Source organism: Candidatus Zymogenus saltonus (assembly GCA_016929395.1).
Taxonomy (GTDB): Bacteria; Desulfobacterota; Zymogenia; order Zymogenales; family Zymogenaceae; genus Zymogenus; species Zymogenus saltonus.
In genome coordinates this window covers 1-21,505 of sequence record JAFGIX010000006.1, presented here as the reverse complement: position 1 = coordinate 21,505, position 21,505 = coordinate 1, and the positions used below count along the sequence as shown (strand labels likewise).

Annotated in this window: 20 protein-coding genes; 7 read left to right on the top strand and 13 right to left on the bottom strand. The window is 50.3% G+C overall.

Going from position 1 to position 21,505, the window contains the following annotated elements:
* Position 1: 1 nt before the first annotated feature.
* From JW984_01195 to JW984_01175, 5 genes are all read right to left on the bottom strand, one after another.
* Positions 2 to 775, bottom strand: a complete 774-nt coding sequence (locus JW984_01195) for an ABC transporter permease (GenBank protein ID MBN1571789.1) — start codon at positions 773 to 775, stop codon at positions 2 to 4.
* 136 nt (positions 776 to 911) lie between these two features.
* On the bottom strand, positions 912 to 3,128 hold the full coding sequence (locus tag JW984_01190; GenBank protein MBN1571788.1) for an adenylate/guanylate cyclase domain-containing protein: 2,217 nt from the start codon (positions 3,126 to 3,128) through the stop codon (positions 912 to 914).
* Complete coding sequence (locus tag JW984_01185) at positions 3,125 to 4,093, bottom strand: potassium channel protein (protein MBN1571787.1); 969 nt, start codon at positions 4,091 to 4,093, stop codon at positions 3,125 to 3,127. Before JW984_01185 ends, JW984_01190 begins: the two co-directional genes overlap by 4 nt.
* Positions 4,094 to 4,149: 56 nt before the next feature.
* Positions 4,150 to 5,472 (bottom strand): glycoside hydrolase family 1 protein, encoded by a 1,323-nt coding sequence (locus tag JW984_01180; protein ID MBN1571786.1) that lies wholly within the window; start codon positions 5,470 to 5,472, stop codon positions 4,150 to 4,152.
* Between the two features lie 224 nt (positions 5,473 to 5,696).
* Entirely contained in the window at positions 5,697 to 6,089 is a 393-nt protein-coding gene (locus JW984_01175) for a hypothetical protein (GenBank protein ID MBN1571785.1), read from the bottom strand.
* Between the two features lie 280 nt (positions 6,090 to 6,369).
* Between JW984_01175 and JW984_01170 the strand changes: the two genes are divergently transcribed.
* Positions 6,370 to 9,438: a CHAT domain-containing protein gene (locus tag JW984_01170; protein MBN1571784.1), complete on the top strand. Its 3,069-nt coding sequence runs from the start codon at positions 6,370 to 6,372 to the stop codon at positions 9,436 to 9,438.
* 111 nt (positions 9,439 to 9,549) lie between these two features.
* Positions 9,550 to 10,023: a hypothetical protein gene (locus JW984_01165; GenBank protein ID MBN1571783.1), complete on the top strand. Its 474-nt coding sequence runs from the start codon at positions 9,550 to 9,552 to the stop codon at positions 10,021 to 10,023.
* A gap of 357 nt (positions 10,024 to 10,380) precedes the next feature.
* Here JW984_01165 and JW984_01160 read toward each other — a convergent pair whose 3' ends face one another.
* From JW984_01160 to JW984_01150, 3 genes are all read right to left on the bottom strand, one after another.
* On the bottom strand, positions 10,381 to 10,953 hold the full coding sequence (locus tag JW984_01160) for a hypothetical protein (protein MBN1571782.1): 573 nt from the start codon (positions 10,951 to 10,953) through the stop codon (positions 10,381 to 10,383).
* Between the two features lie 62 nt (positions 10,954 to 11,015).
* Positions 11,016 to 11,732 carry an L-2-amino-thiazoline-4-carboxylic acid hydrolase gene (locus JW984_01155; GenBank protein ID MBN1571781.1) on the bottom strand — a complete coding sequence of 239 codons (717 nt, stop codon included), beginning with the start codon at positions 11,730 to 11,732 and terminating at the stop codon, positions 11,016 to 11,018.
* Positions 11,733 to 12,423: 691 nt separating this feature from the next.
* Entirely contained in the window at positions 12,424 to 13,275 is an 852-nt protein-coding gene (locus JW984_01150; protein ID MBN1571780.1) for a class II fructose-bisphosphate aldolase, read from the bottom strand.
* A gap of 163 nt (positions 13,276 to 13,438) precedes the next feature.
* Between JW984_01150 and JW984_01145 the strand changes: the two genes are divergently transcribed.
* Both JW984_01145 and JW984_01140 read left to right on the top strand, forming a co-directional pair.
* Positions 13,439 to 13,849: a CBS domain-containing protein gene (locus tag JW984_01145; protein MBN1571779.1), complete on the top strand. Its 411-nt coding sequence runs from the start codon at positions 13,439 to 13,441 to the stop codon at positions 13,847 to 13,849.
* 123 nt (positions 13,850 to 13,972) lie between these two features.
* Positions 13,973 to 15,436, top strand: coding sequence for a hypothetical protein (locus JW984_01140; GenBank protein ID MBN1571778.1), 1,464 nt, complete (start codon positions 13,973 to 13,975; stop codon positions 15,434 to 15,436).
* 633 nt (positions 15,437 to 16,069) lie between these two features.
* On the opposite strand, the gene JW984_01135 is transcribed toward JW984_01140, so the two are convergent.
* The 3 genes from JW984_01135 to JW984_01125 all read right to left on the bottom strand — a co-directional run bounded on the left by JW984_01135 (position 16,070) and on the right by JW984_01125 (position 17,297).
* Positions 16,070 to 16,420 (bottom strand): hypothetical protein, encoded by a 351-nt coding sequence (locus JW984_01135; GenBank protein ID MBN1571777.1) that lies wholly within the window; start codon positions 16,418 to 16,420, stop codon positions 16,070 to 16,072.
* Positions 16,421 to 16,552: 132 nt separating this feature from the next.
* Complete coding sequence (locus JW984_01130) at positions 16,553 to 16,999, bottom strand: Mut7-C RNAse domain-containing protein (GenBank protein MBN1571776.1); 447 nt, start codon at positions 16,997 to 16,999, stop codon at positions 16,553 to 16,555.
* 4 nt (positions 17,000 to 17,003) lie between these two features.
* Positions 17,004 to 17,297 carry a hypothetical protein gene (locus JW984_01125; GenBank protein MBN1571775.1) on the bottom strand — a complete coding sequence of 98 codons (294 nt, stop codon included), beginning with the start codon at positions 17,295 to 17,297 and terminating at the stop codon, positions 17,004 to 17,006.
* 122 nt (positions 17,298 to 17,419) lie between these two features.
* Between JW984_01125 and JW984_01120 the strand changes: the two genes are divergently transcribed.
* Positions 17,420 to 18,286 carry a hypothetical protein gene (locus JW984_01120; GenBank protein ID MBN1571774.1) on the top strand — a complete coding sequence of 289 codons (867 nt, stop codon included), beginning with the start codon at positions 17,420 to 17,422 and terminating at the stop codon, positions 18,284 to 18,286.
* A gap of 259 nt (positions 18,287 to 18,545) precedes the next feature.
* Here JW984_01120 and JW984_01115 read toward each other — a convergent pair whose 3' ends face one another.
* Together JW984_01115 and JW984_01110 are read right to left on the bottom strand one after the other, a co-directional pair.
* Positions 18,546 to 19,385 carry a 4Fe-4S binding protein gene (locus tag JW984_01115; protein ID MBN1571773.1) on the bottom strand — a complete coding sequence of 280 codons (840 nt, stop codon included), beginning with the start codon at positions 19,383 to 19,385 and terminating at the stop codon, positions 18,546 to 18,548.
* Positions 19,386 to 19,534: 149 nt separating this feature from the next.
* Positions 19,535 to 20,227: a hypothetical protein gene (locus tag JW984_01110; protein ID MBN1571772.1), complete on the bottom strand. Its 693-nt coding sequence runs from the start codon at positions 20,225 to 20,227 to the stop codon at positions 19,535 to 19,537.
* 319 nt (positions 20,228 to 20,546) lie between these two features.
* Here JW984_01110 and JW984_01105 point away from each other — a divergent pair, with 319 nt between their 5' ends.
* Together JW984_01105 and JW984_01100 are read left to right on the top strand one after the other, a co-directional pair.
* Positions 20,547 to 20,999 (top strand): NUDIX hydrolase, encoded by a 453-nt coding sequence (locus JW984_01105; protein ID MBN1571771.1) that lies wholly within the window; start codon positions 20,547 to 20,549, stop codon positions 20,997 to 20,999.
* Positions 21,000 to 21,088: 89 nt separating this feature from the next.
* On the top strand, positions 21,089 to 21,421 hold the full coding sequence (locus JW984_01100; GenBank protein ID MBN1571770.1) for an acyltransferase family protein: 333 nt from the start codon (positions 21,089 to 21,091) through the stop codon (positions 21,419 to 21,421).
* The last annotated feature ends 84 nt before the right edge of the window (positions 21,422 to 21,505 follow it).

Genomic DNA, 21,505 nt, shown 5'->3' with positions numbered 1-21,505 from the left:
ATCAACTGAACATGATCGCCGTTAAGAAATAATCGCTGATGACTATCGTCACACAGCTTACCACGACGGCCTTGTTAGTCGCTGTACCCACGCCGGCGGCGCCGCCCCTTGCGTTGAATCCGTAGTAACAGGCGATCAACGTAAAGAGGAGTCCGAAGAAAACTGATTTGATGATTCCGTTTGTAAAATCCTCCAGGTCAAGAATTTCATATACCCTTCCCATAAAGACTCCCGCGTTTATTCCCAAAAGCTTCACCCCCGCAAAGTAAGACCCGAGAAAGCCAGCGAGGGAAAATATCGACGAAAGTATGGGCATCATTGTAATCCCTGCGATTATCCTCGGGACAACAAGGTATTTCACGGGATTTATCGACATCGAAACGAGGGCGTCGATCTGCTCCGTTACGCGCATGGTTCCGAGCTCTGCGGCCATGGCGGAGCCCGCCCTTGCGATTACCATGAAGGCGGAGATAACGGGGCCCATCTCTCTAGCCATGGCGACGGCAACTGTGCCCCCGACCAAGCTCTCGGCGTTAAAAAGCTTGAAGCTCAGGTAACCCTGCAGGGCCAGGACCATCCCCGTAAATACCCCGGTGAAGAGCACTATGTTTATCGACTTAACGCCCACAAATTCCATCTGGCGCAAGATATTCTTAAACCTGAACGGGGGAACGAAGGCCCAACGGGCGGCGTCGAGAAGCAGGATCGTAACCTTGCCGATCTCGGCCAGCTTCTCGTTGACCCATCCCCCTACGGTCGATAAGAACCTCAACATATCGGGCTCCTTATCTTGTTATTACAATGGCATTGTCAAGGGACATTTTTTCTGTATTTCTTGTTATACTTTTTTAATATATGATATAGCATATAATACAAATACGCAAGATATGCAATAACTTTTTTAAGCTCTTTCAAAACACACCGTCCCAATCATCAGGAGGAGGATTGGAGATGGCCTCCCTTATCCTGTCGATATAGAGGGATGTGGGGACATCCTGGTGGTATTTGTTGCTCAAATCCACGAATATTTTAAGGGCCGCTTCCCAGTTTCTTTTTCTCGTTTCCTCCAGGCCCCGGTGGAATGCCTCCGCCATCTCCTCTCTTTCCGGATTAACGCCCTTTCTCCCGATCATCTCGTATATCTTTACGGGAATCGTCTTGCCCCTGACCCTGACCAGATCGAGCTCCCTGACCGATATTTCGTCCTTTACGTTTACGTAGGTGTTTTCGGAGATGAGGATTTTCGTGTTGTATACCTTGTTGAGATTTTCAAGCCTTGACGCCAGGTTCACGTTGTCGCCCAGAACCGTGTAGTCGAATCTCTTCTTGGAGCCCATGTTCCCGACTACGGCGTGCCCGCTGTTTATCCCGATGCGTATCTCGAGTTTCGGTCTGCCGGTTATCTCCCATTCCTTCTGGAGCTCCATCAGCTCGGCCCTCATATCCAAAGCGGTGAGGCAGGCCCTGAGGTGGTGATCCGGCTGCGCCAGCGGCGCCCCGTAGACCGCCATTATGGCGTCGCCGATGTATTTGTCCAGAAGACCCATGTGACTGAAAACCACGTCTGTCATCTTCGTCAGATACTCGTTCAATATCTGAACCAGGTCTTCCGCCAACAGGCCTTCCGAGAGGGAAGTGAAGCCCTTGATATCGGAGAACAGGACGGAAATATCCTTTCTCTCGCCTCCGAGGGTCAGCATCGAGGGGTCTTTCAATATCTCCCTCACAACGGACTCCGAGACGTAAAACTGGAAGGCGTTTTTTATCTGGCGGCCCGCCCGCTCGACCGTTATGTAGCGGATCAGTGTCAAGACCGTATAGCACAGCGCTATGGTCAAAAGGGGAGGGAGTATGGCGATCCAAATCCCCATCTCACGAAATAAATACTCGGCGGTGATAGCCCACAGGCCGGTAATCGCTATGGCTACAAGGGCGCCGCGCCAGGCCGAGACCCTGGGGGTTACAAGTCCCATGACTGTCCCGATCATAATCACCACGAGGAGGTTGAAATAGGGTGACCAGGGGGGCACCGAAAGAAAATCCCTGTTCAGGATATTGTCGATAATATTGGCGTTGACCTCCATCCCCGGGAAGTCGCTTCCCATTGGAGTCACCCTCAGGTCGTATGTCCCCACCGCCACGGTCCCTATGATGGCGATCTTGTTTTCCAAAACCTCCTTGGGGACGCTGTTTTTTAGGACGTCGTAAAACGAGTAGTGGGGGAATGTCTTTACGCTGCCCCGGTAGTTGATCAGCAGCTCCCCCCTGGAGTCGGTGGGGATCTCTATGTCTCCCAGGACGATCTTGTATGCACCGTCCTCGGATATATATATCTCAGGGGCCGGGGCTTCAAGGTAGGCCCTTGCCATTTCGAGGGCCAGGGAGGGATAAAAAATATCCCCGCACTTCATCGTCAGGGGCGACCACCTTATAGTTCCGTCGCCGTCCGGAAAGACGTTGAAGTAGCCGAATCCGTCGGCGGCCTCCGATATGGCAGGGATGTTCGGCTCCGGGGAGAGCCCCTGCCTGAAGGGGGTCTTTTTCGCCACCTCCGAGTCGTAGTGGATAAGCCTGAACCTCGATTTTTCGAGACTCCTTATGTTCCTCTCAATATCTTCATCGGTGAGGTGGGCGATTGCATCTCGTTTTGAGTGGAAGAAATATCCAAGGATAGCCTCCGGCGTATTTTTCATCTCCATCGAGAGGTGACGGTCGTTGTCGAGCTTGTCCCTTGCGTTTGAGAGGATGCTGTTCAGCTTGGAGTCGTTAAGCTCGTCCTTTTTGACCTCCTTCTGGATATAGTCGATGGTGGTTATCCCCGAATATATATCGGGCTCGCTGAAGATCATGTCGAATCCGAGCACCTTGACCCCGTTCTTGTTGAGATTTCTGATTACGTCGACAAAATAGCTCCTCGGAAAGGGCCATCTCCCCAGTTCGTCCAGTGTCTTCTCGTCGATGGCGATTACTATTACCTGCCCCCCTGGGTCGATCTTGCCCCTTGCAAGGAACCGGAAATCGAGTATCTTGCTCTCGACGGAATCTATGAATCCGATGCCGAATCTCCCAAGGAGGATGATCAGAATCGAGATGGCGATTCCAATTACAAGACCCGTTCTGCTTTTCATTTTTTTTGTCCTTTTGCTAAACAGGCCCGGGCCAACGCCTTCAGGTTCTCGTATTCGCCCAGGGCTACAAGCACGTCACCCTCCTCGATCTTGGAGGTTGTCTCTGGGTTGAAGATCATCTTCCTCCCCTTTTTGAGGATGGCAACCACTATAACTCCGTAGCTCTTTTTTATCTCGGAGTCAATTATCGTTTTATCTATGAGGGAAGATCCTGGAGATACCGTTACCTCTTCGATGGCGAGCATCAGGTCTTTTCTCCCCACGGCGATGTCGATGAACTCCACGACGGCGGGTTTAAGGATGATGTTTGCCATCCGCCTGCCGCCGATGGAGTAGGGAGAGACGACCTTGTCCGCTCCGGCGGATACCAGTCTCTTCTCCGAGGTGTCGTCGTTGGCACGCCCCATGACGAAGATGTCCGGTTTCAAGTCCCTTGCCGTCAGGGTTATGTAGACGTTGTCGGCCGGAGTGCTCACGCAGGCTATTAGCCCCTTCGCCCTCATGATGCCGGCGCTCACAAGCACGTTCTCATCCACGGAGTTTCCCAAAAGGGCTATATAGTCGTCCGAAATAATCTCCTCGACCTTTTCGTAGGATTGGTCGACCACGACGAACGGAACGTTGTTTGACGCCAGCTCCCCGGCAATAACCTTCCCAATCCTGCCGTACCCGCATATGATGTAGTGGTCTTTAAGGGCCTCTATCTCCTTGGCCATCCTTCTCCTCCCAAATATTTCAATGATCCGACTCTCTATGAGAAAATGCGTCAGCGCGCCCACGGCCACGACGGTCGCGAAAAAACCGGACGTCAAAACGACTATCGTAAAGATGCGGCCGCCGGTCCCTAAAGGGTGCACCTCGCTGTAGCCGGTCGTGGTCAGCGTGATTACGGTCATGTAGAGGGCGTCTAAGAATCCCCACCCCTCTATCGCCACATAGCCGAGCGTTCCCAGGACGATTATCAAAAGAAGGAACGCAATGATGAAGTAGATCCTCTTGGCCGTTATATTAAAGTTTTTTTCTATAGGGTCACCCCGTATTTTTTAAGGAGGGCTTCGTCGATGCAGTTCTTCTTTGCAATGTCCGAAAAGACATTAGCCGATTCCTTTACAGTCCGCTTCTGGGTCTTGAAGTCGACGTGGATCATCCCGAAACGCATGGTGTACCCTTCCGCCCACTCGAAGTTGTCGAGAGTCGACCAGTGGTAGTATCCCCTCACATCCATGTCGTCCTTTATCGCCTTTCCCACCTCGGCTATGTGCCGGACGACGTACCTGATCCTCTTCTTGTCGTCGTCGGTGCCTATCCCGTTTTCGGTGACGTACAGGGGCTTCCCGTATTTTGAGAGGAGCTTCAGGAGCCTGTAGATGCCGTGGGGATAGACCTCCCCCTCCGGCCTGTCCCCCGTCGCCCCTTCGTGGGAGGCCTCCGCCCCTTCCGGGAAAACGGCCTTGCCGAAGAGCCTTCCCGGGGAGAAGAGATCGAACTTGATGCTGTCCCTGGCGTAGTAGTTGAGGCTCATGAAGTCGAACTTCTCCCGGATAAGCTCCCTGTCCTTTTTAGGCACCTTTATCAATCCCGACGACTCCCCCGTATAGAGAACTTCGAGGCTGTCAAGGTTGAAGTTCTTGTCTTGATTTTTTGCGACCCAAACATCCCGGGGGTTGTTTTCCCTCAAGGGATCGAAGACCCTCATATGCCTGTTGAATCCCACTTGGGCATTTGGGATTATATCCTTGATGGCGCCGTATGAGACCGCGTGCGCCTTTATCATGTTATATAGGACCTTGAACGCCTTGAAAAATCTTTTCTCCGCAGGGGCGTACTCCCCGTCCATATACGATAAAACGGTGTAGACCATCGGCTCGTTTATCGGGAGCCAGAGCTTTACGTCCTTTCCAAAGGACTCGGCCATCACCCTTGCGAACTTCTCGAAGCGCTCAATCACCTCGGGATTCTTCCACCCGCCGAGCTTGGCCAGCCAGACGGGTGTTGTGAAGTGGTGGAGGGTGACCATAGGCTCGATCTTCAAATCCTTGAGGCACTTTATGACCTTCTTGTAGTGGTCTATCTCGACTTGGGAGAAGTAATCCTTTGCAGGTTCCACCCGGCTCCACTCGACCGAGAACCTGTGGGTATTGTGGTTGAGCTTGCTTAAAAGCTTGAAATCCTCGGGGTAGCGGTTATAGTGGTCACAGGCGTCGCCGGATACGCTCCCGTCTATGATCTTTCCCGGCTGCTGTTCCATTATGAACCAGTCATTGTTGACGTTTCCGCCCTCCACCTGGTGGGAGGCGGTCGCCCCGCCCCACAGAAATCCCTTCGGAAATTGAATCTTCTCCATTAACTCCTCCGTGAAAATAAGAAAATTGATATAAAGGTATATGTCCGAATCCGCTTACATCGAAATCGCTGCAGCTCCAAGATACAAGTGGAAGAAATCCCTTGAGGGAAAGCCCCCGAATTTCAAACAACGATCTGTTTAATTTTGCCGGACGTGAGTCGACGTCTCAACCGTGAACTTCCGAAGGTGCATCCGCTCGCAATTCCCTTACCAACCAGCTGTCATCACTCGACCACAACGACGTATCTGCTCCCCTTGGAGGAGAAGGAGAAGCCCAGCCTCCCCGCCTCAGTTTTGGAGCGGAAGTTGGCGCCGGAAACCTCCGAAATGATCCCGATGCTTATCTTCGCCGGCCTTACCTTGTCGTCCACGCTGTTTACGGCAACGTCGTGGACCGTCTCTGCGGTGACATCGACGAGAAATGCCACGTCACCCGCAAGGACGAGGTACTTGCTCGGCTCCGTTGCCTTCTTGAAGACCTGCCCGTAGGTGTCCACGCCGTCCTTTTTGACGACCCCCTTCATCTTGTAGTAGGATTCCATTCCTCCGGCAAGGGAGATTGTTGCGATGAGGAATAGGGATATTAAGACGATCGAAGCGGCTAATTTTCGCTTCATATTGGCCTCCCGATAAATTGGATTGAAAACTGTAACGTGCGGTGTGTAAATAGATTGATAGCCATAATAATAGCCTTATTTTTAAAATAAGTAAAGTATTGATATAAAAAATGATTGGAAGAGGGGGGCCGGCCTCAGAGATATTGCGTTACACATGCCTATTGGAGTTGTACAAACGGATAAAAAACACTTTACATAAGACTTTTTTGTACTAAAATAACGGATAAACGGGGGATTTAAGACTAATTACCTTCTCTATAAAGAGAAATGGGAGGTCAATATGAAAAGGATCGCTCCGGTTCTTCTGGCACTTTTTGTTTTCATAGGCACAATCTCAGCGGGCCCGGCCGCCGGCGAGGAAAACAAAAATATCTACTTCGATAAGGGAAATGAGTTCATGGGGAAATCTGATTACACCTCGGCGCTCGAAAACTACGAGAAGGCCCTCGACCAGTTCAAGAAGGGGGGGGACAAAAGGGGGATGGGAGACACCCTGATAAGGATGGGGGTTGCGCTAAGCGCCCAAAATCGGCTGGATGAGGCGGTCTACAGGTACCGGGAGGCGATAGTATCCTTCAGCGAGGTCGATGACAAGTCGAGCCTTGCAAGGGTATATAGATATTTGGGCGATGCTTTGCAGGAGCAAACCAAATATCAAGAGGCCGTCTCAAGCTTTGAGGAGGCCCTCAAGATATACAGGGAGCTTTCTGATAAAGGTAATGAGACGAGATGCCTGATAAGCATGGGAAAGCTCTACAATCTGATGGGGAAGCGCGACAAGGGGCTTCTTTACTTTGAAGAGGCCCTGGTAATTGCCCGAGAGCTGGGCGATAAAAGCGGTGAGGCCAGGCTCTTAAGGGATATAGGCGCCGCGTATTCCGCCCTTTCGGATCACGAAAGCGCCCTCGTCTATTACGAAAAGGGACTTGAGCTCTACGAGAAGTTAGTAGACAAGAGGGGCGCGGGGGACACCTTGATCGATTTGGGTAACGTTTACAAGAGGCTCGGCCGAAAGGACGATGCGCTCTCGGCCTTCAGGAGGGCCCTTGAGATTTTCGACGAGTCCGAAGACTATCGGGTTGTGGTCATGATCAACATATATACAGGCGTTCTTTTAGAGGAAAGCGTCAAGCACAAGGAGTCCATAGAGAGTTTTGAGAAGGGATTGGAAATCTCTAGGAAGGCGCACAACAGGCGGGACGAGGCCTTGTGCCTGAAGCTGATCGGGAAGGTATACGATATAATGGCCCAGTACGAGAAGGCGCTGTCTTGCTTCAGCGAGGCGCTTGCCATCTCCGAAGAGCTTTCCGATAAAGCTTATCAGGCCGAGATCTCAAGGGATATCGCCGGGACGTATACCAGCCTCTCCGATTACAAAAACGCGCTCCCCTATTATGAAAGATCCCTGAAGTTATACAGGGAGCTAAATAACAAGAGCGGCGAGGCCTACTGCCTTGTCGGGATCGCGAGCTTGAAAAACAACGTTGAGACCCCCCTCGAGGCCAGGGAGATATACACTCAGGCCCTGGAGATCTTCAGGGAGACAGGGGATCCCGTGGGGGAGGGATTCGCCCTTGCCGGGATAGGCTTTTCTTACTACCTGACCGGAAACAAGGTAAAGATGGCGTACTACTATTCCAAGGTCTTGAGAATAACCAAGAAGCACGCGCCGACCCTTGAAGTCGCCAAGGACCCCCTGATATTAGGGATGCTATACGCCGGGAAGGAGGACTACAAGAAGGCGATAAAATATCTCAAGCCTGCCCTGAAGAAGGGAGCGGAGATTGACAACATCAACTATTTGGGCTTCAGCGCCGCATATCTCGGCTACAGCTATATGCACCTGAAAGATTACGAAAAGGCCGTGGACTACTACAAGATCGCGATAGACGCAGTTGAGAAGGTCAGGGGAGAGATCGGGGGCGAGGCCCACCGCACCACCTATGCCAAGGGGAAGATAGACGCCTACGAATACATGATCTGGACGCTTATACAGCTTAAGCGGTACGACGACGCGTTCGATTACATGGAGCGCTCCCGCTCGAGGTCGTTTCTCGATATGCTGGGGACGAAAAACGTCGTGGTCGGCGGGGAATCGGACAGGGAGCTGATAAAGCGGGAGGAAAACCTGAGGGAGACGCTGGCAAGGCTGTATGATGAAGACGGCGATGGCTCCCCCGACGAAAATGTCCCGGAAGGTGAATCGGGCGAGATACTTACGGACAAAATAAAGACCAGAAAGATAACGGAGGTCAAAAAGGAGTACAACGAGCTTATCGATGAGATGAAGGTAAGCAACCCGGAGCTGGCCTCGCTGGTCTCGGTAAATCCGATGACGCTGAAAGAAGTTCAGGCACTAATTCCGGAGGGGACACGGATCCTGGAGTTTTATACAACCACCGAATACGACCTGTTCGTCTTTTCCGTTACAAGGTCCGACTTCACCGTTACGACCGTGAAGATAACGAGGGACGAGGCGCTTGAAAAAGTGAAGGAGTTCAAGAGCTCCCTGAATAGTCTCGACCTCGAAGACTTTAAGATAAAGTCGAAGAAGATGTACGATCTCATCCTCTCGGATGTCCTTAAAGATGCCGACGAGGAGAAGCTGATAGTGATACCCCACGGCCCCCTTCACTACCTCCCCTTTTCCGCCCTCTACGACGGAAAGGATTACCTGATCGACAGATACACTCTGATAGTCGATCCGAGCGCCAGCGTCTTGAGGTTCATCGTCGACAAGAGGAAGAAGCCGGAGGGCAAGGTTCTGGCTCTCGGAAACCCGAAGACGAAATACGACCCGCTCCCATTTGCCGAGCGGGAGGTGGGGGAGATAAACGAGGTGATGGCCGATGTAGATGCCTATATAAGGAACGGGGCCACCGAGACCCTCGGAAAGAAGAGGTTCTCCGATTATCGGATCATCCACCTTGCGTGTCACGGGAAGTTCAAGGGGGAAAGTCCCCTCTCCTCCGCCCTCTATCTAACCGGGGACAGGGAAAACGACGGGCTTTTGATGGTTAACGAGCTGTTCGGGTTAAACCTCAAGAATGCGTCTCTCGTGGTACTTTCGGCCTGCGAGACGGGACTCTCCCAGATCATGCGCGGGGACGAGCTTATCGGGCTCTCCCGGGGATTCATATACGCCGGGACGCCCTCTCTGGTCGTGACGCTGTGGGAGGTGGCGGACAACTCCACCGCCCTCTTTATGATAGAACTTTACGAAAACCTGAAGACGGGAATGGATAAACCGACCGCCCTGAGAAAGGCCCAGCTGTCCCTGAAATCTGCCGAGAAATTCTCCCACCCCTTTTACTGGGCGCCCTTCGTCATAATGGGGGACTGGGAATAATGTGGGGACATTTTTTGGACGTAATCGGTATAGAGGATATTGACTTACAATGCACACAGAGTATAATAAAGGTGTTACCTAACCATTAATTAATTATGGGGGGATAAAAAGATGAATGTAAAAACCCTGATTTCAAGGTCACCGATCTTTTTTATTCTGATTATCTTTCTGATCGCTCCCACCGCTGTGACCGGAGGGGATGTGGTGATGCTTGTGACCCCGGAAGAGGCGAGAATGAGCGTCACCCGGGCGGTCGTGGAGGAGATCGACAACGGCCCCACAATAAGAATCAACAGCCCCGAAAACGGCTCGGTTCTGAACGGCCCCTTCAGGCTCTACGTAGAGATTGTTAAGAAGTCGGGCGGCGCCGAAGTAAACATGAAGAGCCTCAAGGTGAACTATCTCAAGGTCGTGACGATAAACATCACGTCGAGGGTTCAGAGCTACGTCAAGGGGACGAAGCTGGACGTTCCCGAGGCGGAGTTCCCCGCGGGAAAACACAGGACGGAGATATACATCGAGGACGTGGACGGAAACGCGTCGAGGAAGCTCTTTACCGTCACCGTCAACGAGCCGTCGGAGTAGTCCTGTTTCTTAGGCTTGGTCGTTTCTAATCTTTGATGTGCTTAAAGGCGGTATAGCGTCTTAAAGGAGGGCAGGGGACTCATTAGGTGGATGGGGGATTTTCTTCTTTCTTCTTTACGCTTTCCCGGGGTCGAAGATGCTATAAGCCCGCTCTTTTTGCAGCCGCCATGTCTGCAATAATAAGAGCGGGCGTTTATTTGTGCTCGGGTGAGAATTGGTTGACAATGCCCCTTGAGGCCCTCGGGCGGGTTCGCCGCTCGGCCTCTGGTAATTGTTAGGGGGCAGTTGGCCGACAAACCTGAACAGAAGGTTCTTAAATTTCAAATTAGAAATGCATTATTCTTTTATAGCTTAAAATTATGTTTTTTGTTCCTCTTCTTCCCTTAACAAACGACCTATTTTAGTGTCTGGTGGTACTGATCTCCGTTCCTTTTCTACACGTAAAGTTTTCATAGCAAGCCACATAGCAAGCATAGTTACGCTTATTACAAACAAATTTTCGTGCGAGGTTGGAAGTTTATAGGTAGAATTATCTATATTACCTATCATCCTTGCCAATTTCAACTCTTGACACCAACTAACTATCTTTGGATCGTTAAAGCTGTAGCCATGCATTTTGTGAGCAAACTTATTCCTGATCTTTTGAATCATCTTTAAGTCATCGTACTCCATTCGACTTATCAATCCTAGGCAGTATGCCGCCCTTATTCTGGAACCAAACGAAGAGAGGGGCCGATCCGACTTTTCTTCGGAACCAAGGAGCTCATCAACTTCTTTTTTTTCGTCAATAAAGAACTTTGATAGTAACTCCCTTAATTGGGCGTCAAAAAAAGCACCGGCGAGAATTACCGCCCCTCTCGGATTTTCATTTTGAAATTCTTCAAAGAAGCCCTTATAATCCTTCAGGGGATCAATTTCTTTGTCGGCCATCTTAATATCCTCCTATTGTACAACTAATGATTTGGCAAGATAGAAAAATCAATTAATTGTCTCTATCTCCCCCGCTCGAACTTCCCCGTCCACTCGACGTTCGACTCCGGCGGCCAGCCGGAGGGGCACTCCTTTTTCTCCTTACAATACCTGAAGTCGCAGAGGTCGCCGCCATTGGCGACCGTCTGTGTCCTCTCCACGCTTACCCCCATGGCCTTCCACTTCGCCCAGTCGGTGAGACATAAATAGGGGGCCAGCTCTTCGAGCCCCTGGTCGCGCCAGAACTTGTGGATAGCACACTCCTTTATATCGTAGCCATAGAGATATTTTTCTCCCCCCTCGACGAACTCGAAGACCCAGTCGGCGGGATATTCCCGCTTGAGTGACCTCTCGGCCGCCAGCCTCATCTTCTTGACCTGGCTTTTATCGGCATAGGAGAGCGCCTTCATCAGCGGAAGGAAGAGCTCGTTGGATCTCTCCGCGACGTTGAAGATATGCTCGCCTATCTCCCTCGTCGGAAGACCCTCCTGTTTCATGACGACGGCCATCGGCATCAGGAAGGTAGACATCGCGAGGTTCTTGTAGAGCATATTCTCCCCGCCGCCGATGTCCGGCATCTTTCGGTAGAGCGATTTAAAAATCCCCCGGGACCTCTTAAGCCATGCGTCCGTCTTCTCTTTCCCGTAGCGCTCTCTTAATATCTTCTTCTGAATGAGGGCAATAAAGATGTTGAACATCAATATTGTTTTCGACGATACCGTATCTTTCTTTCGGCCCACTTCGTGCCCCCTTCGATTTTATATATTCGATACAAATAACAATATTAGGCGCAGCTAACTATCTTTATATATAAACCGGGAGAAGTTGTCAAGAAAAAAGTTGCGCTCCTTTTCCCATGGAGATTCGCGCGGAGTCGATAGGTCGGTCTCATTTAAAAGATCTGACAGGGTGGCCGAAGGCCGCGCGGGACGGCAGTGTTTGAAATTGCTATATAAAAAAAGGTGGAAAGCAAAAAGGCGGGACTATATGGATTAAAAGCCGGGTACCCGCGATGAGCCGGGAGAATAAAATGAGGCTTCAAACTCCACCGGTCAGGCCGCCGGGCGGAGAGGGCGAGGGCGATCAATAAAAAACGGGATCGTTCCCTCTTTAGAAGACGCGCCCCCGCTTTTTTAGGCATCCTCGCTCGCTTAGATTGTGCCGTACATTTTTTACAGCTGGTTTATTAATCCCGATTGCCGCGGCGATTTTAGTCATGCACTTTTAGGAGTTAAACCAGGTATCCTTGTCTCGTGTAAACTGTTTGTGAATTTTTATAATTGCCCGCAAATTCGCTCGTAAGAAGGAGCCGATCCCGCATCACCTTATTCCCCACATTACATATTACTGCTTACCCCTCCCATGTTAAATTCGCCTTTTTAGAAAGAATTGTTATAATTGGGCCGCGAGTGTGCCGCGCCCTTTACACAGTCATTCCCACTGCCCCGCAAATACGCGCATAAGCTCCATCACGATCTTTTTTATCTCGTTCCTCGCCATGGCCGTGATCTCGTAGGGGAGGGTGCTCTCCGGGGCCTTTTTGAGGGCGTTCTTGATGTTTTTCAAGTAAGCCGTTCTCATGGCGGTCGATACGTTTATCTTGACGGCGCCCCTCTCTATAAGGTCCCTGTAATTCCTCACCGTCAGGCCGGAGGCGCCGTGAATGACCATCCCTATATCGAGGTCGGCCTGAAGCTTCGAGAGGAGGTCCAAATCCAGCTTGGGCTTTTCTTCGTGCAGACCGTAGACGGTGCCGATGGAGGGGGCAAAGACGTCTATTCCGGTCTCCTTTATGAATTGCGCGGCCTCTTTTGGGTCGGTCCTCGATTGGGGAGTCTCTTCCACGTCCTCCCGCCCCCCGAGCTTCCCAAGTTTCCCCTCGACTGCGGCGTTATAGACCTCCGCGATCTCGACCGCTTTTTTTGTAAATTCTATGTTTTCTTTCAAGGACATTTTACCCGTACTTATCATTACGGAGTTAAAGCCGCAGTCCAGCGCAGCCCTAATCTGATCGAGATCGGTAACTTGATTAAGATGCAGGACGACCCGGGCGTCCCTGTCCTGGGCTAAGGAGACTATGGCCCGCCCAAAGGCCCTGATGTCGTAGAGCTCTGACAGCGGTTTTGCCCCTCCCTGGATTATGACGGGGCGGTCGAGCTCCTCTGCAGCGTCTATTATCGACATGATGAAGTCGGGATTTCCGACGTTTGTGTCGAAGGCTCCCACCGCATACCCTTTTTCCTTCGCATCTTGGTAGAGATCTATAGCGTCGATTATCGGCATATCAATACTCCTATTAAAATAAGCTGAATGTTTCTTGTTTATCATATATTGAGGTTTTTGTCAACTTAAGGCCATCTTTGGAGTTGATTTTTCATCTCAATTGAGATACCTTAATCTGTGCCAGACTTGTTATTCAAGATACGGATCCATTGGAGGGATTTACATGAAGAATTTCATTTTGCTCTACGTCAAAGACGCAATGACAAAAGACGTGGTCTCTATTGAGCCGAACACGGGATTGAGGGAGGTAAAGTCGCTCTTTGAGAGACACGACTATAACTCTTTGCCGGTGATCGAGGAGGGAAAGCTGGTAGGGATTGTAACGAAGCTCGATTTTATAAAGCATTTTATAATCACCCCTAAGTCAATGATACCCAACTACGACGCCCTTTTGGACGACGCCGTTGAGACCGTTATGAACGAAACGCCCCTTACCGTTTCTCCCGAGACCCCCCTTACCAGAGTCCTGGAGCTGATGGTCGAAACAAAGTTAAGGAGCTTTCCCGTGGTGGACAGCGATATGGAGGTTCTGGGTATTGTATCGAGGGAGGATGTGGTCAAGAGGCTGGGGTAGGGATATTTTCCCGCAAACGGCGGGCGAAGTCAGGCCTTTAAGCCAGTAAGATCATCTCAAAACAGCTTATGGAATTGAGCGATGGCTAAGTGGAATTTGTTGATAAATTATAAAAGAAAAATCGTGAATACGATTTTTTGCCTCTTTATACTTTTTTTTGTCATTGTTTTTGTCATCTATTCCTACAGGATGATTCCCGAGCCCCCGATAGTTTTAAAGGCGGATGCCGCCGGTATAGGCCTGATGGCTTTTAATCTTGGGAGGCATGGAACGCTCTCCATGGCTTCGGTAGGTACTTCGGGGCTTGAAAATATCACACCGACCTCGTATCGGGAACCGGGCTACCCGGCCGTTCTCGCCCTGGCGATGTTGCTCAGCCCATCTCTGCGAAATCTCCCGCAGGGAAATTTCGTCTCGGAAGATGTCAGTTTTCAGGTTCCGTCAAAGTCCCCCAGCTATATGGAGATGCTTATACTGCTTTTTGCGGCGCTGATTTCGATGTGTGTCGTCCTCCGTTTCACGAAAAGCAGGCTCCTGTCGATCGCGGTCCTCTTCGGGGTCGGATTCAGTCCAGCCCTTCTGTTGAATATCCGTCACTTCCTGACGGAAAACCTTACCGCACTCCTCATCCTTGCGGCATCCATCGCCCTGATGTTGTCGGTGAGGGACGAACGTAAAAGATATTACCTGCTTTCTGGAATACTCTTCGGGATGCTGACCTTGACGAAGGCGACGTTTCAGCTCGCATGGCCGCTCCTGCTCGGATTTATGATTCTTTATCTATATAAGAAAAAGGTTCCTCTTAAAAAGGGCGGCGTTTTTCTTGTCATTTTTCTGGTTTCATATTTTGCCGTTGTCTCGCCGTGGATGTTGAGAAACTACTCTCACTTTAACAGGGCCTTTATTGCGGAGCGAGGAGGGAGTGTTCTTATGGTAAGGGCGAATTATTCCATGATGAACAGCAAGGAGTATCTCGCCCACTTCCTTCTCTGGACGCCCACCGTGTTCGCACAAAAATTGAAAGACAGGTACTTCAATGACGAGGAGATCTCTCGTCTGTACAGGAGCAATCCGGACGGCTACCGCAACAGGGCAAGGGCGCTCAGGAGGGAGCTGATAGAGAAGTACAATGATTCCGCGAAGGCCGATTCCGTCTTGACCTCCATGGCCGTTAAGCAGCTTGTGACCCATCCCATTCGTCACCTGCTGACCTGTATTCCAATCGCGTGGAAGGGGATCTTCGTCGAGATGGAGGCCTACCCTGGATTGTACGGCAATAACCTGTCGCCCCTCATCAGCCTTGTTTTATTCGGCGGCTTTTTCAGCTTGACCGTTTATTCAATAGTAAAGGGAAACTGGGAATATCTTGCCTTTTTCTTCCTGGCAAATTATCTGTTTATCATGCACGTCCTTTTCACACACAATATCCCCCGCTACAACATACCGCTGATCCCGGTTCTGTGGATCGGCAGCATTACGATCCTGTGGCTTTTGGCCTCAAGCCTTTTCAACAAGCTCGGAAAGATCTCCCGTTTTGAAAAAGGAAAAAACAGTTTAGAGACCGTCAATCCTGAAGGGCCGAAGTGATATACGTCCCGGCAAATTGTTGCCCATGCTGTTTAAACGATAGTTTGCCGGTTGGGGGTAAAGCTTAGAAAGACTGATTATTCTCCATTTTGATTCGGCTGTCGAACAGGTCGTCGGTTTGACGTTTATGGCGGGAGCCTGCGTAAAATGAGAACAAGGGCTGAGGCTGAAGATAGAGCTCCCTATGGAGACAGGGTGTGGGGAATTGGAGGGAAGGGCTAAGATTACGATACCGCAGTATCGCCGTTATGTCCGCTTTGGGTTTAAAGACCTGATGGAGATGACTGTCCAATTGATACTTTGGAACCTTTTTTTGACCCTTCCTCTGGAAGGGAAGATCGTCCAATTGATGTTTCGGCCGGCCTCGCGCCTGTTTCCCCCAGGGGGAGATCGTCCAATCGATGTTTCGACCGGCCTCGCGCCTGATCGCCTTGGAGGGGATGATAGTGGAATACAACATCTGTATATAAATGGGGGAGGGGTACAGGCTTACATTAATAATTCATCCATAGATTTAGGCGTGGCCGCGTCTCCAATATCGAGCGAATATTGATCGGTTAATCGGTCAATGGGTCAATGGGTCAATAGGTCAATGGGTCAATCAAATCTCTGAAGGCGGTTTTTGGATAGTTGCTATTTTGTTTTCTCGCCCGATTTCTTTATGGTTTCTATCTCGGCCTCTATCGATTCCACATCCTTTTTATACTGTTTTATTCTGGCCACTATATCGGTGAACTCCGCATCAGTTAGTATGGTGCTTTCCTTGCCGTCTTCGATCAGCTCGTAGGCCCTGCCGCCGAGCTGCGTAAAGCTCTGGTGCACCTTCCTCTGGATCGAGGAGAGGTCCATCTTCTTCTTTACTATTTTCCCATGCCTCTCGAGCTCCTTAGTGAGCTTTCCCATTTCCTCCTTAAGAACCTCGAAGCCTTCCGCGGCGCCCTTTTTTATCTCATCCCAGAGATCCTTGTCCGTTGTTTCCGCCATCTACAGCCTCCTTTTTTTTGAAAAATAAGGACGTTAAATCCGTGTTGAATCGAAATGCGATGTTGATATGTACAACTTGTTTTATAAATTATACCACAAATACTTTTTCAGTTAAAGGGATAAATAGTTTATTTAGCTTTTGGGATTCGGTTTTCTCACGAAGAGCGCCTCGATTATCCCCTCCATCCTCTCTCGATGGGTTCCCCGCCAGTAGACCCTTTTACAGCTCGGGCAGATTTGGAAGTCATCGTGTGTCACATATATATAATCCGGGACATCCGTAAAAACGCTCTCCTTTTCTATCGTCTTAAGGGGCGTGTTGCAGAGGGTGCAGCGGGTAAACGGCTTAATGTTGTCTTTTATAGGAAGGAGAGTATTTAAGGTATCTATCTGATCTTCTATGTAATTGCATCCGATAAAGAGAACCCCCTTCCCCTTGACTCCCGTGGTGCGGGTCAGGAATATCCTATCGTCGTCGGGATCCTGGTCTTCAAGTACGGCGGGATAGGCGCAGTCGTACCCCATGATCCTGAGCCACTTGGAGAGCTTGCCCAGGGGGGCGTCAGCGGCGAACTTCAATTCACTAACCTCTCTTCTTTTTGATCTCCTTGAACTTGCCGTCTCCTATGATCGCCCCTGCGGCGATGGCGTCATGGATGAGGTCCCTTGCCCTCCCAACTTCCGATTCCGGGACCGCGAAGCGGCGCTCGCCGAAGCAGTTTATCGTCATCGGATAGGGGCTTATCCTCTGATCCCTCAGGATGTAGGGTATCCCCTCCTGTTTAAGGAGGCAGCCTATCAAGTCCGTCTCGCAGTCGTTGTATGAAAAATATATCTCCACGAACTTCTCCGGACTTCTTCTTTCGTAATCAGCCATATTTCTATTTTCCATATATAGATTATATATTATGGAATCTATTTTTTCAAGTAAGGATTGCAGATAAAACTGTATTGACATGGGGCCGAGGGAGGCTTAAAATGGCCTTGAGGCATTTAACAATGAAAGAGATTTGGAGGTTCAAAATATCATCGGGGGATCGCATCTCCTGTGCGCCGGCCCTCTCGAGGGACAGGGTTTTCGCCGTCTCGGATTACCATATCTGGTCCCTTGATCTGAAACACGGCTTTTACTACTTCAGGGAGCCCTTGGTAAGTCGGACGATGCGGGCTGTATTGCCGAAAAAAGAGGGGGTGAAGAACTTCCTCTATCGCGACGGCCTTATATATATACTTCTCAAAGACCTTTTCGGGAGAAGACATCGTATTGTCTTCGATCCCGAGAAGAGATCGTTGGTCAAGGGCGACACGGCCCCCCTCGTCAGAAAGGTGGTTTACATCTTCAAAAACAGGGTGAGGATCGAAAGGTGTATGATAGACGATAGATACCGGGAGGGGGTAAGGGCGGTCGATCACACGGACAATAAGTTCCTCTGGAACAGCTCCGATCGTATCAGGCCCGCCATAAAATACACGGAGGTGGTCGGGGACGTTTTGCAGGCAGGGGAGGGTATTATTATTGCGCAGAACTACTTTTCCCGAAGACGCAAGATGCCGGCCGGGTACTCGATAACCTCATACCACTATCGGAGGGGGGAAGTGCTCTGGAACATGGAGTCCTTTACATATTCCAGCAGGCTCTACTCCTTTGCGACCGCCGGGGATTTCATGTACGTTACGGCGGGAACCGCAGGAGGAAACAAGGAGGGCTTCTTCATCAAGATGAACTTGAAAAGCGGGAAAATCGTGGAGAAGATCCCGTTCATGGGGATAAACTCCGGCGTTTCCGGGGGAGTTCCGGGGATGGAGAGCCTCTTCTTCCTGGGGGCGGGCGACACCGTAATCGCCATTGAGGACAAATCCGATTGAGACGGCGATCCCCCGTTGATTGTAGATTAAGCCTGATTCCAAAGTCTCTAAAAGGTCATCGGGTTTCTTGTCGGGGGGATGGTTCTTAGATATACTAGCTACCGGAGGACGCTCGCCCATCCTCGTAGATTCATTATAAATCCTTCAGGCTGCCCGCCCCGTTTTCTATTTGCTACGAATCCCTTTTCCCCTTGACTCGGCCCTGCAATAATCGAAAGGGGCCTTGTCGTCGATTTCAAAACCAACGAAAAAAATTTCTTCAGCCTATCGCGCCGTTGGGACAGCTGAGGGCGCATTCTCCGCACAGGATGCATTCCGTGCTCGATACGCTTTTCCCCGCGCTTATGTACGACATCACGTCTATATCCATCGGACAGGCCCTGCTGCATGCGCCGCACATCACACACTCGTTTCCGGTGGGCTTTATCTTTATTAGCGAGAATCTGGCAGGGACCTTCATTATCAAGGAGACCGGGCACGTTATCTTGCAGAACGCCCTCTTGTCCTTGAAGATAAAGGCCATCGGTATCGCCAGTCCGTAGTAGACGAGGTTTCCAACAATCATCCAGCCAAGCTCGGCCCTGTTGATGTAGTCACCTCGTACGTCGTAGTTCAGGAGGAAGACGAGGAGAAGGGGGAGTAGTATCGAGATAGAAAGCGTCAGGTATCGTAATTTTTTTAACCTCTCGTCGATGACGCCCTCCCTCTTTATCGGGAGCCACTCCAGGACGGCGGCCGTCCAGCACGCCCAGCCGCAGAAGCCCCTCCCCCATACAAGCGGGCCGAAGAGCTTGGCAATGGCGTAGTGGATAAAGCCCTTGGAGAAAAAGCCGACGAAAACCATTAGCATCACTCCTTCGAGCTGGAAATTCTCGTTGTTGGCCACGGGGACGAATATCAGCAGCACCGGCATTATCAGCAGTATGCTTATCCTCCGCCCCAGTTTTTTCCGGTTTTTCGGCAGGATTTTTCTCAGATAGATCCCGATCGAGATGGAGGCGCCGATCCAGGGGAAGATCACCCAGAAGCCCCACCAGCCGATGGTGAGGTATAGTGTTGTCGCGATAGCAAGGCCGATGAAAAGGGGGATTAGAAACATATCACTGCCGCTCTAAAAAGATTTTCGGCAATAATCCCTGCAGAAGATTTTGGTGTTGGAAGTCTTTTGTGCGGGGATGGATTCCCTCGATAAAAAAGGGGAGCGGACAAATAATCGCCCGGCTCCCCTTAATCCGGTCGGTCACAACGCTAAATCCACTTGAGGACGCCCATAAAGACGATCAGGCAGGCTATGACGACGCCCCACAACGTCGAGACGACGGCAACCCTCTTCTTCATCGACTCCATGTCGTGTACCCAGAATGCGAAGAACATGTAGATTGAGTAGCCGATGATAATTATGAGAATCGGATTATACCAGTTCCACCACTTGTAGACCCAGATGAGGGCGTTCCAGCGGTTCAAGATGATCTCTATGATGACGCAGAAGATCGCGTTGCACATCGCAAGAAACCACCTGTTCGGTATTCCCAAAATCTTCATCTTCTTGTCCTTGGGAAGGACTTTTGCGAAGATCAATCCCGTCACGGCAAACATCATGGTTATCTCGATGTTCAGGCCGACGGTCAAAATTAAGGCGCTGTCCGCCGGCGCGGTCCAGATGGCGGAATACCCGAAGAACTTCAGGAAGAGGGCGTCCAATATCTCGAATAACCACTCCAGCCCGTAGAAAGCAAGGCCGGCCATGACCAGGTCCCATCTCTTCCGCTCTACCTCCACAAAATAGACGTAGACGACAAACGCCAGAAACGGCACAAGGTACCACTCGAAGTGGTTGAGATCCCTCAACGCGATAAGCGCCTGGTTCGTCTCATATGTGTAGCTCGGATCCGGGGAAATACTGATAAGCTTGTTGAGAGCGCCGCTTAGAAAAAGGTTCATAACATTCCTCCTTGTTTAAAAAAAGATCATCTAAATCTACGGTCTTAAAGCGACCGCAAAAATGGCAATGATATCAAATAATGGCAAATAAAAGCGGTCATTTTACAAAAGGGAAGCACCCTGTCGAGCTTCCCCGCCTTTATTTTTTATTTCATAAAGCGCAGACTTTTTGTTTTGCGCATTTAACGGCCAAATGTTATATATAATAGCGGCCTATGGACAAATTTTACATAAAGTTAAACATTTTTACCAGTAAAAAATTTAAATTTTTAATTATTTTTGTAGAAAGTAATTATTTTTGGCTTTGGGACTCTGAAATATGACTTCGGATGAATCCGGCAACGGCTACATAGACATCGGCGTAGGGGCGCTAGTCGGGGACGACGGGGGGAGGCTCCTCCTTGTCAGGCACAAACCGGAGAGGGGCGGCTTCTGGAAGGGGAGGTGGATCCTCCCGGGGGGGATGCTGAAGCTGGGTGAGGAGATCGACTCCGGCATCGTGCGGGAGGTAAAGGAGGAGACCGGCCTTGACGTAAGGCTAGACCCCGGGACGCCGGTGGTGACCGAGAGGATAGTGGAGGATGAAAACGGGGTTAGCCTCCACGTGGTCTATGTGGTCAAGAGGGGATTCGTCACCGGCGGGAAGTTGAGGCCGGCAAGCGACGTGGGGGAGGCGATCTGGGTGGATCGGCTCGACGGGCTCGACGATGTTTTGGACGAGCTCCACGAAGACACAAAAGAGATACTGAGACGCTTCGGCCTGGTGGGGTGAGAGGGGGGGGTGACGGTGAGTGTCAGGGGGAAAAGTTGTTATTAACGCTTATTTTATAAAAGATCAAGAAATAAATACAGGAGAGAGAAATGGACAGGGACAAGACAAACTGGCTGAAGGGGATCGCACTGTTCAATGTGATCTTTCTTCATTACATTGGGAAATTCGTTACGGTAAAGGGCTGGAGCTTTGGAATGCTCACCTTCTTTTTTGTTATGAGCGGATACGGTATTTACCACTCTCTTAAAAAAAATAACAATATCATTCGATTTTATTTTAATCGAGCTTTGCGGATTTATCCCCTGTATTGGATAGCACTTGCGATCTATTCTTTAATCAAGGGGAAAATCTTCTCCTTTGGCGTTATTTTTGCCGTCCCTTTTTTTATTGTGGCCCCCATGCACTTGTGGTTCATTACCTGAAAAAGTTACGATCTTACCTTACAGTTTAGTCGTTTAAAGAGAAGATATTTTATCATAGAAGAGCCATCCCCGAACTTTAATTAT

Coding starts and splice junctions, on each gene's coding strand:
- JW984_01195 (MBN1571789.1), bottom strand. CDS start 775: ATGTTGAGGTTCTTATCGACCGTAGGGGGATGGGTCAACGAGAAGCTG.
- JW984_01190 (MBN1571788.1), bottom strand. CDS start 3,128: ATGAAAAGCAGAACGGGTCTTGTAATTGGAATCGCCATCTCGATTCTG.
- JW984_01180 (MBN1571786.1), bottom strand. CDS start 5,472: ATGGAGAAGATTCAATTTCCGAAGGGATTTCTGTGGGGCGGGGCGACC.
- JW984_01175 (MBN1571785.1), bottom strand. CDS start 6,089: ATGAAGCGAAAATTAGCCGCTTCGATCGTCTTAATATCCCTATTCCTC.
- JW984_01170 (MBN1571784.1), top strand. CDS start 6,370: ATGAAAAGGATCGCTCCGGTTCTTCTGGCACTTTTTGTTTTCATAGGC.
- JW984_01165 (MBN1571783.1), top strand. CDS start 9,550: ATGAATGTAAAAACCCTGATTTCAAGGTCACCGATCTTTTTTATTCTG.
- JW984_01160 (MBN1571782.1), bottom strand. CDS start 10,953: ATGGCCGACAAAGAAATTGATCCCCTGAAGGATTATAAGGGCTTCTTT.
- JW984_01150 (MBN1571780.1), bottom strand. CDS start 13,275: ATGCCGATAATCGACGCTATAGATCTCTACCAAGATGCGAAGGAAAAA.
- JW984_01145 (MBN1571779.1), top strand. CDS start 13,439: ATGAAGAATTTCATTTTGCTCTACGTCAAAGACGCAATGACAAAAGAC.
- JW984_01135 (MBN1571777.1), bottom strand. CDS start 16,420: ATGGCGGAAACAACGGACAAGGATCTCTGGGATGAGATAAAAAAGGGC.
- JW984_01125 (MBN1571775.1), bottom strand. CDS start 17,297: ATGGCTGATTACGAAAGAAGAAGTCCGGAGAAGTTCGTGGAGATATAT.
- JW984_01120 (MBN1571774.1), top strand. CDS start 17,420: ATGAAAGAGATTTGGAGGTTCAAAATATCATCGGGGGATCGCATCTCC.
- JW984_01115 (MBN1571773.1), bottom strand. CDS start 19,385: ATGTTTCTAATCCCCCTTTTCATCGGCCTTGCTATCGCGACAACACTA.
- JW984_01110 (MBN1571772.1), bottom strand. CDS start 20,227: ATGAACCTTTTTCTAAGCGGCGCTCTCAACAAGCTTATCAGTATTTCC.
- JW984_01105 (MBN1571771.1), top strand. CDS start 20,547: ATGACTTCGGATGAATCCGGCAACGGCTACATAGACATCGGCGTAGGG.
- JW984_01100 (MBN1571770.1), top strand. CDS start 21,089: ATGGACAGGGACAAGACAAACTGGCTGAAGGGGATCGCACTGTTCAAT.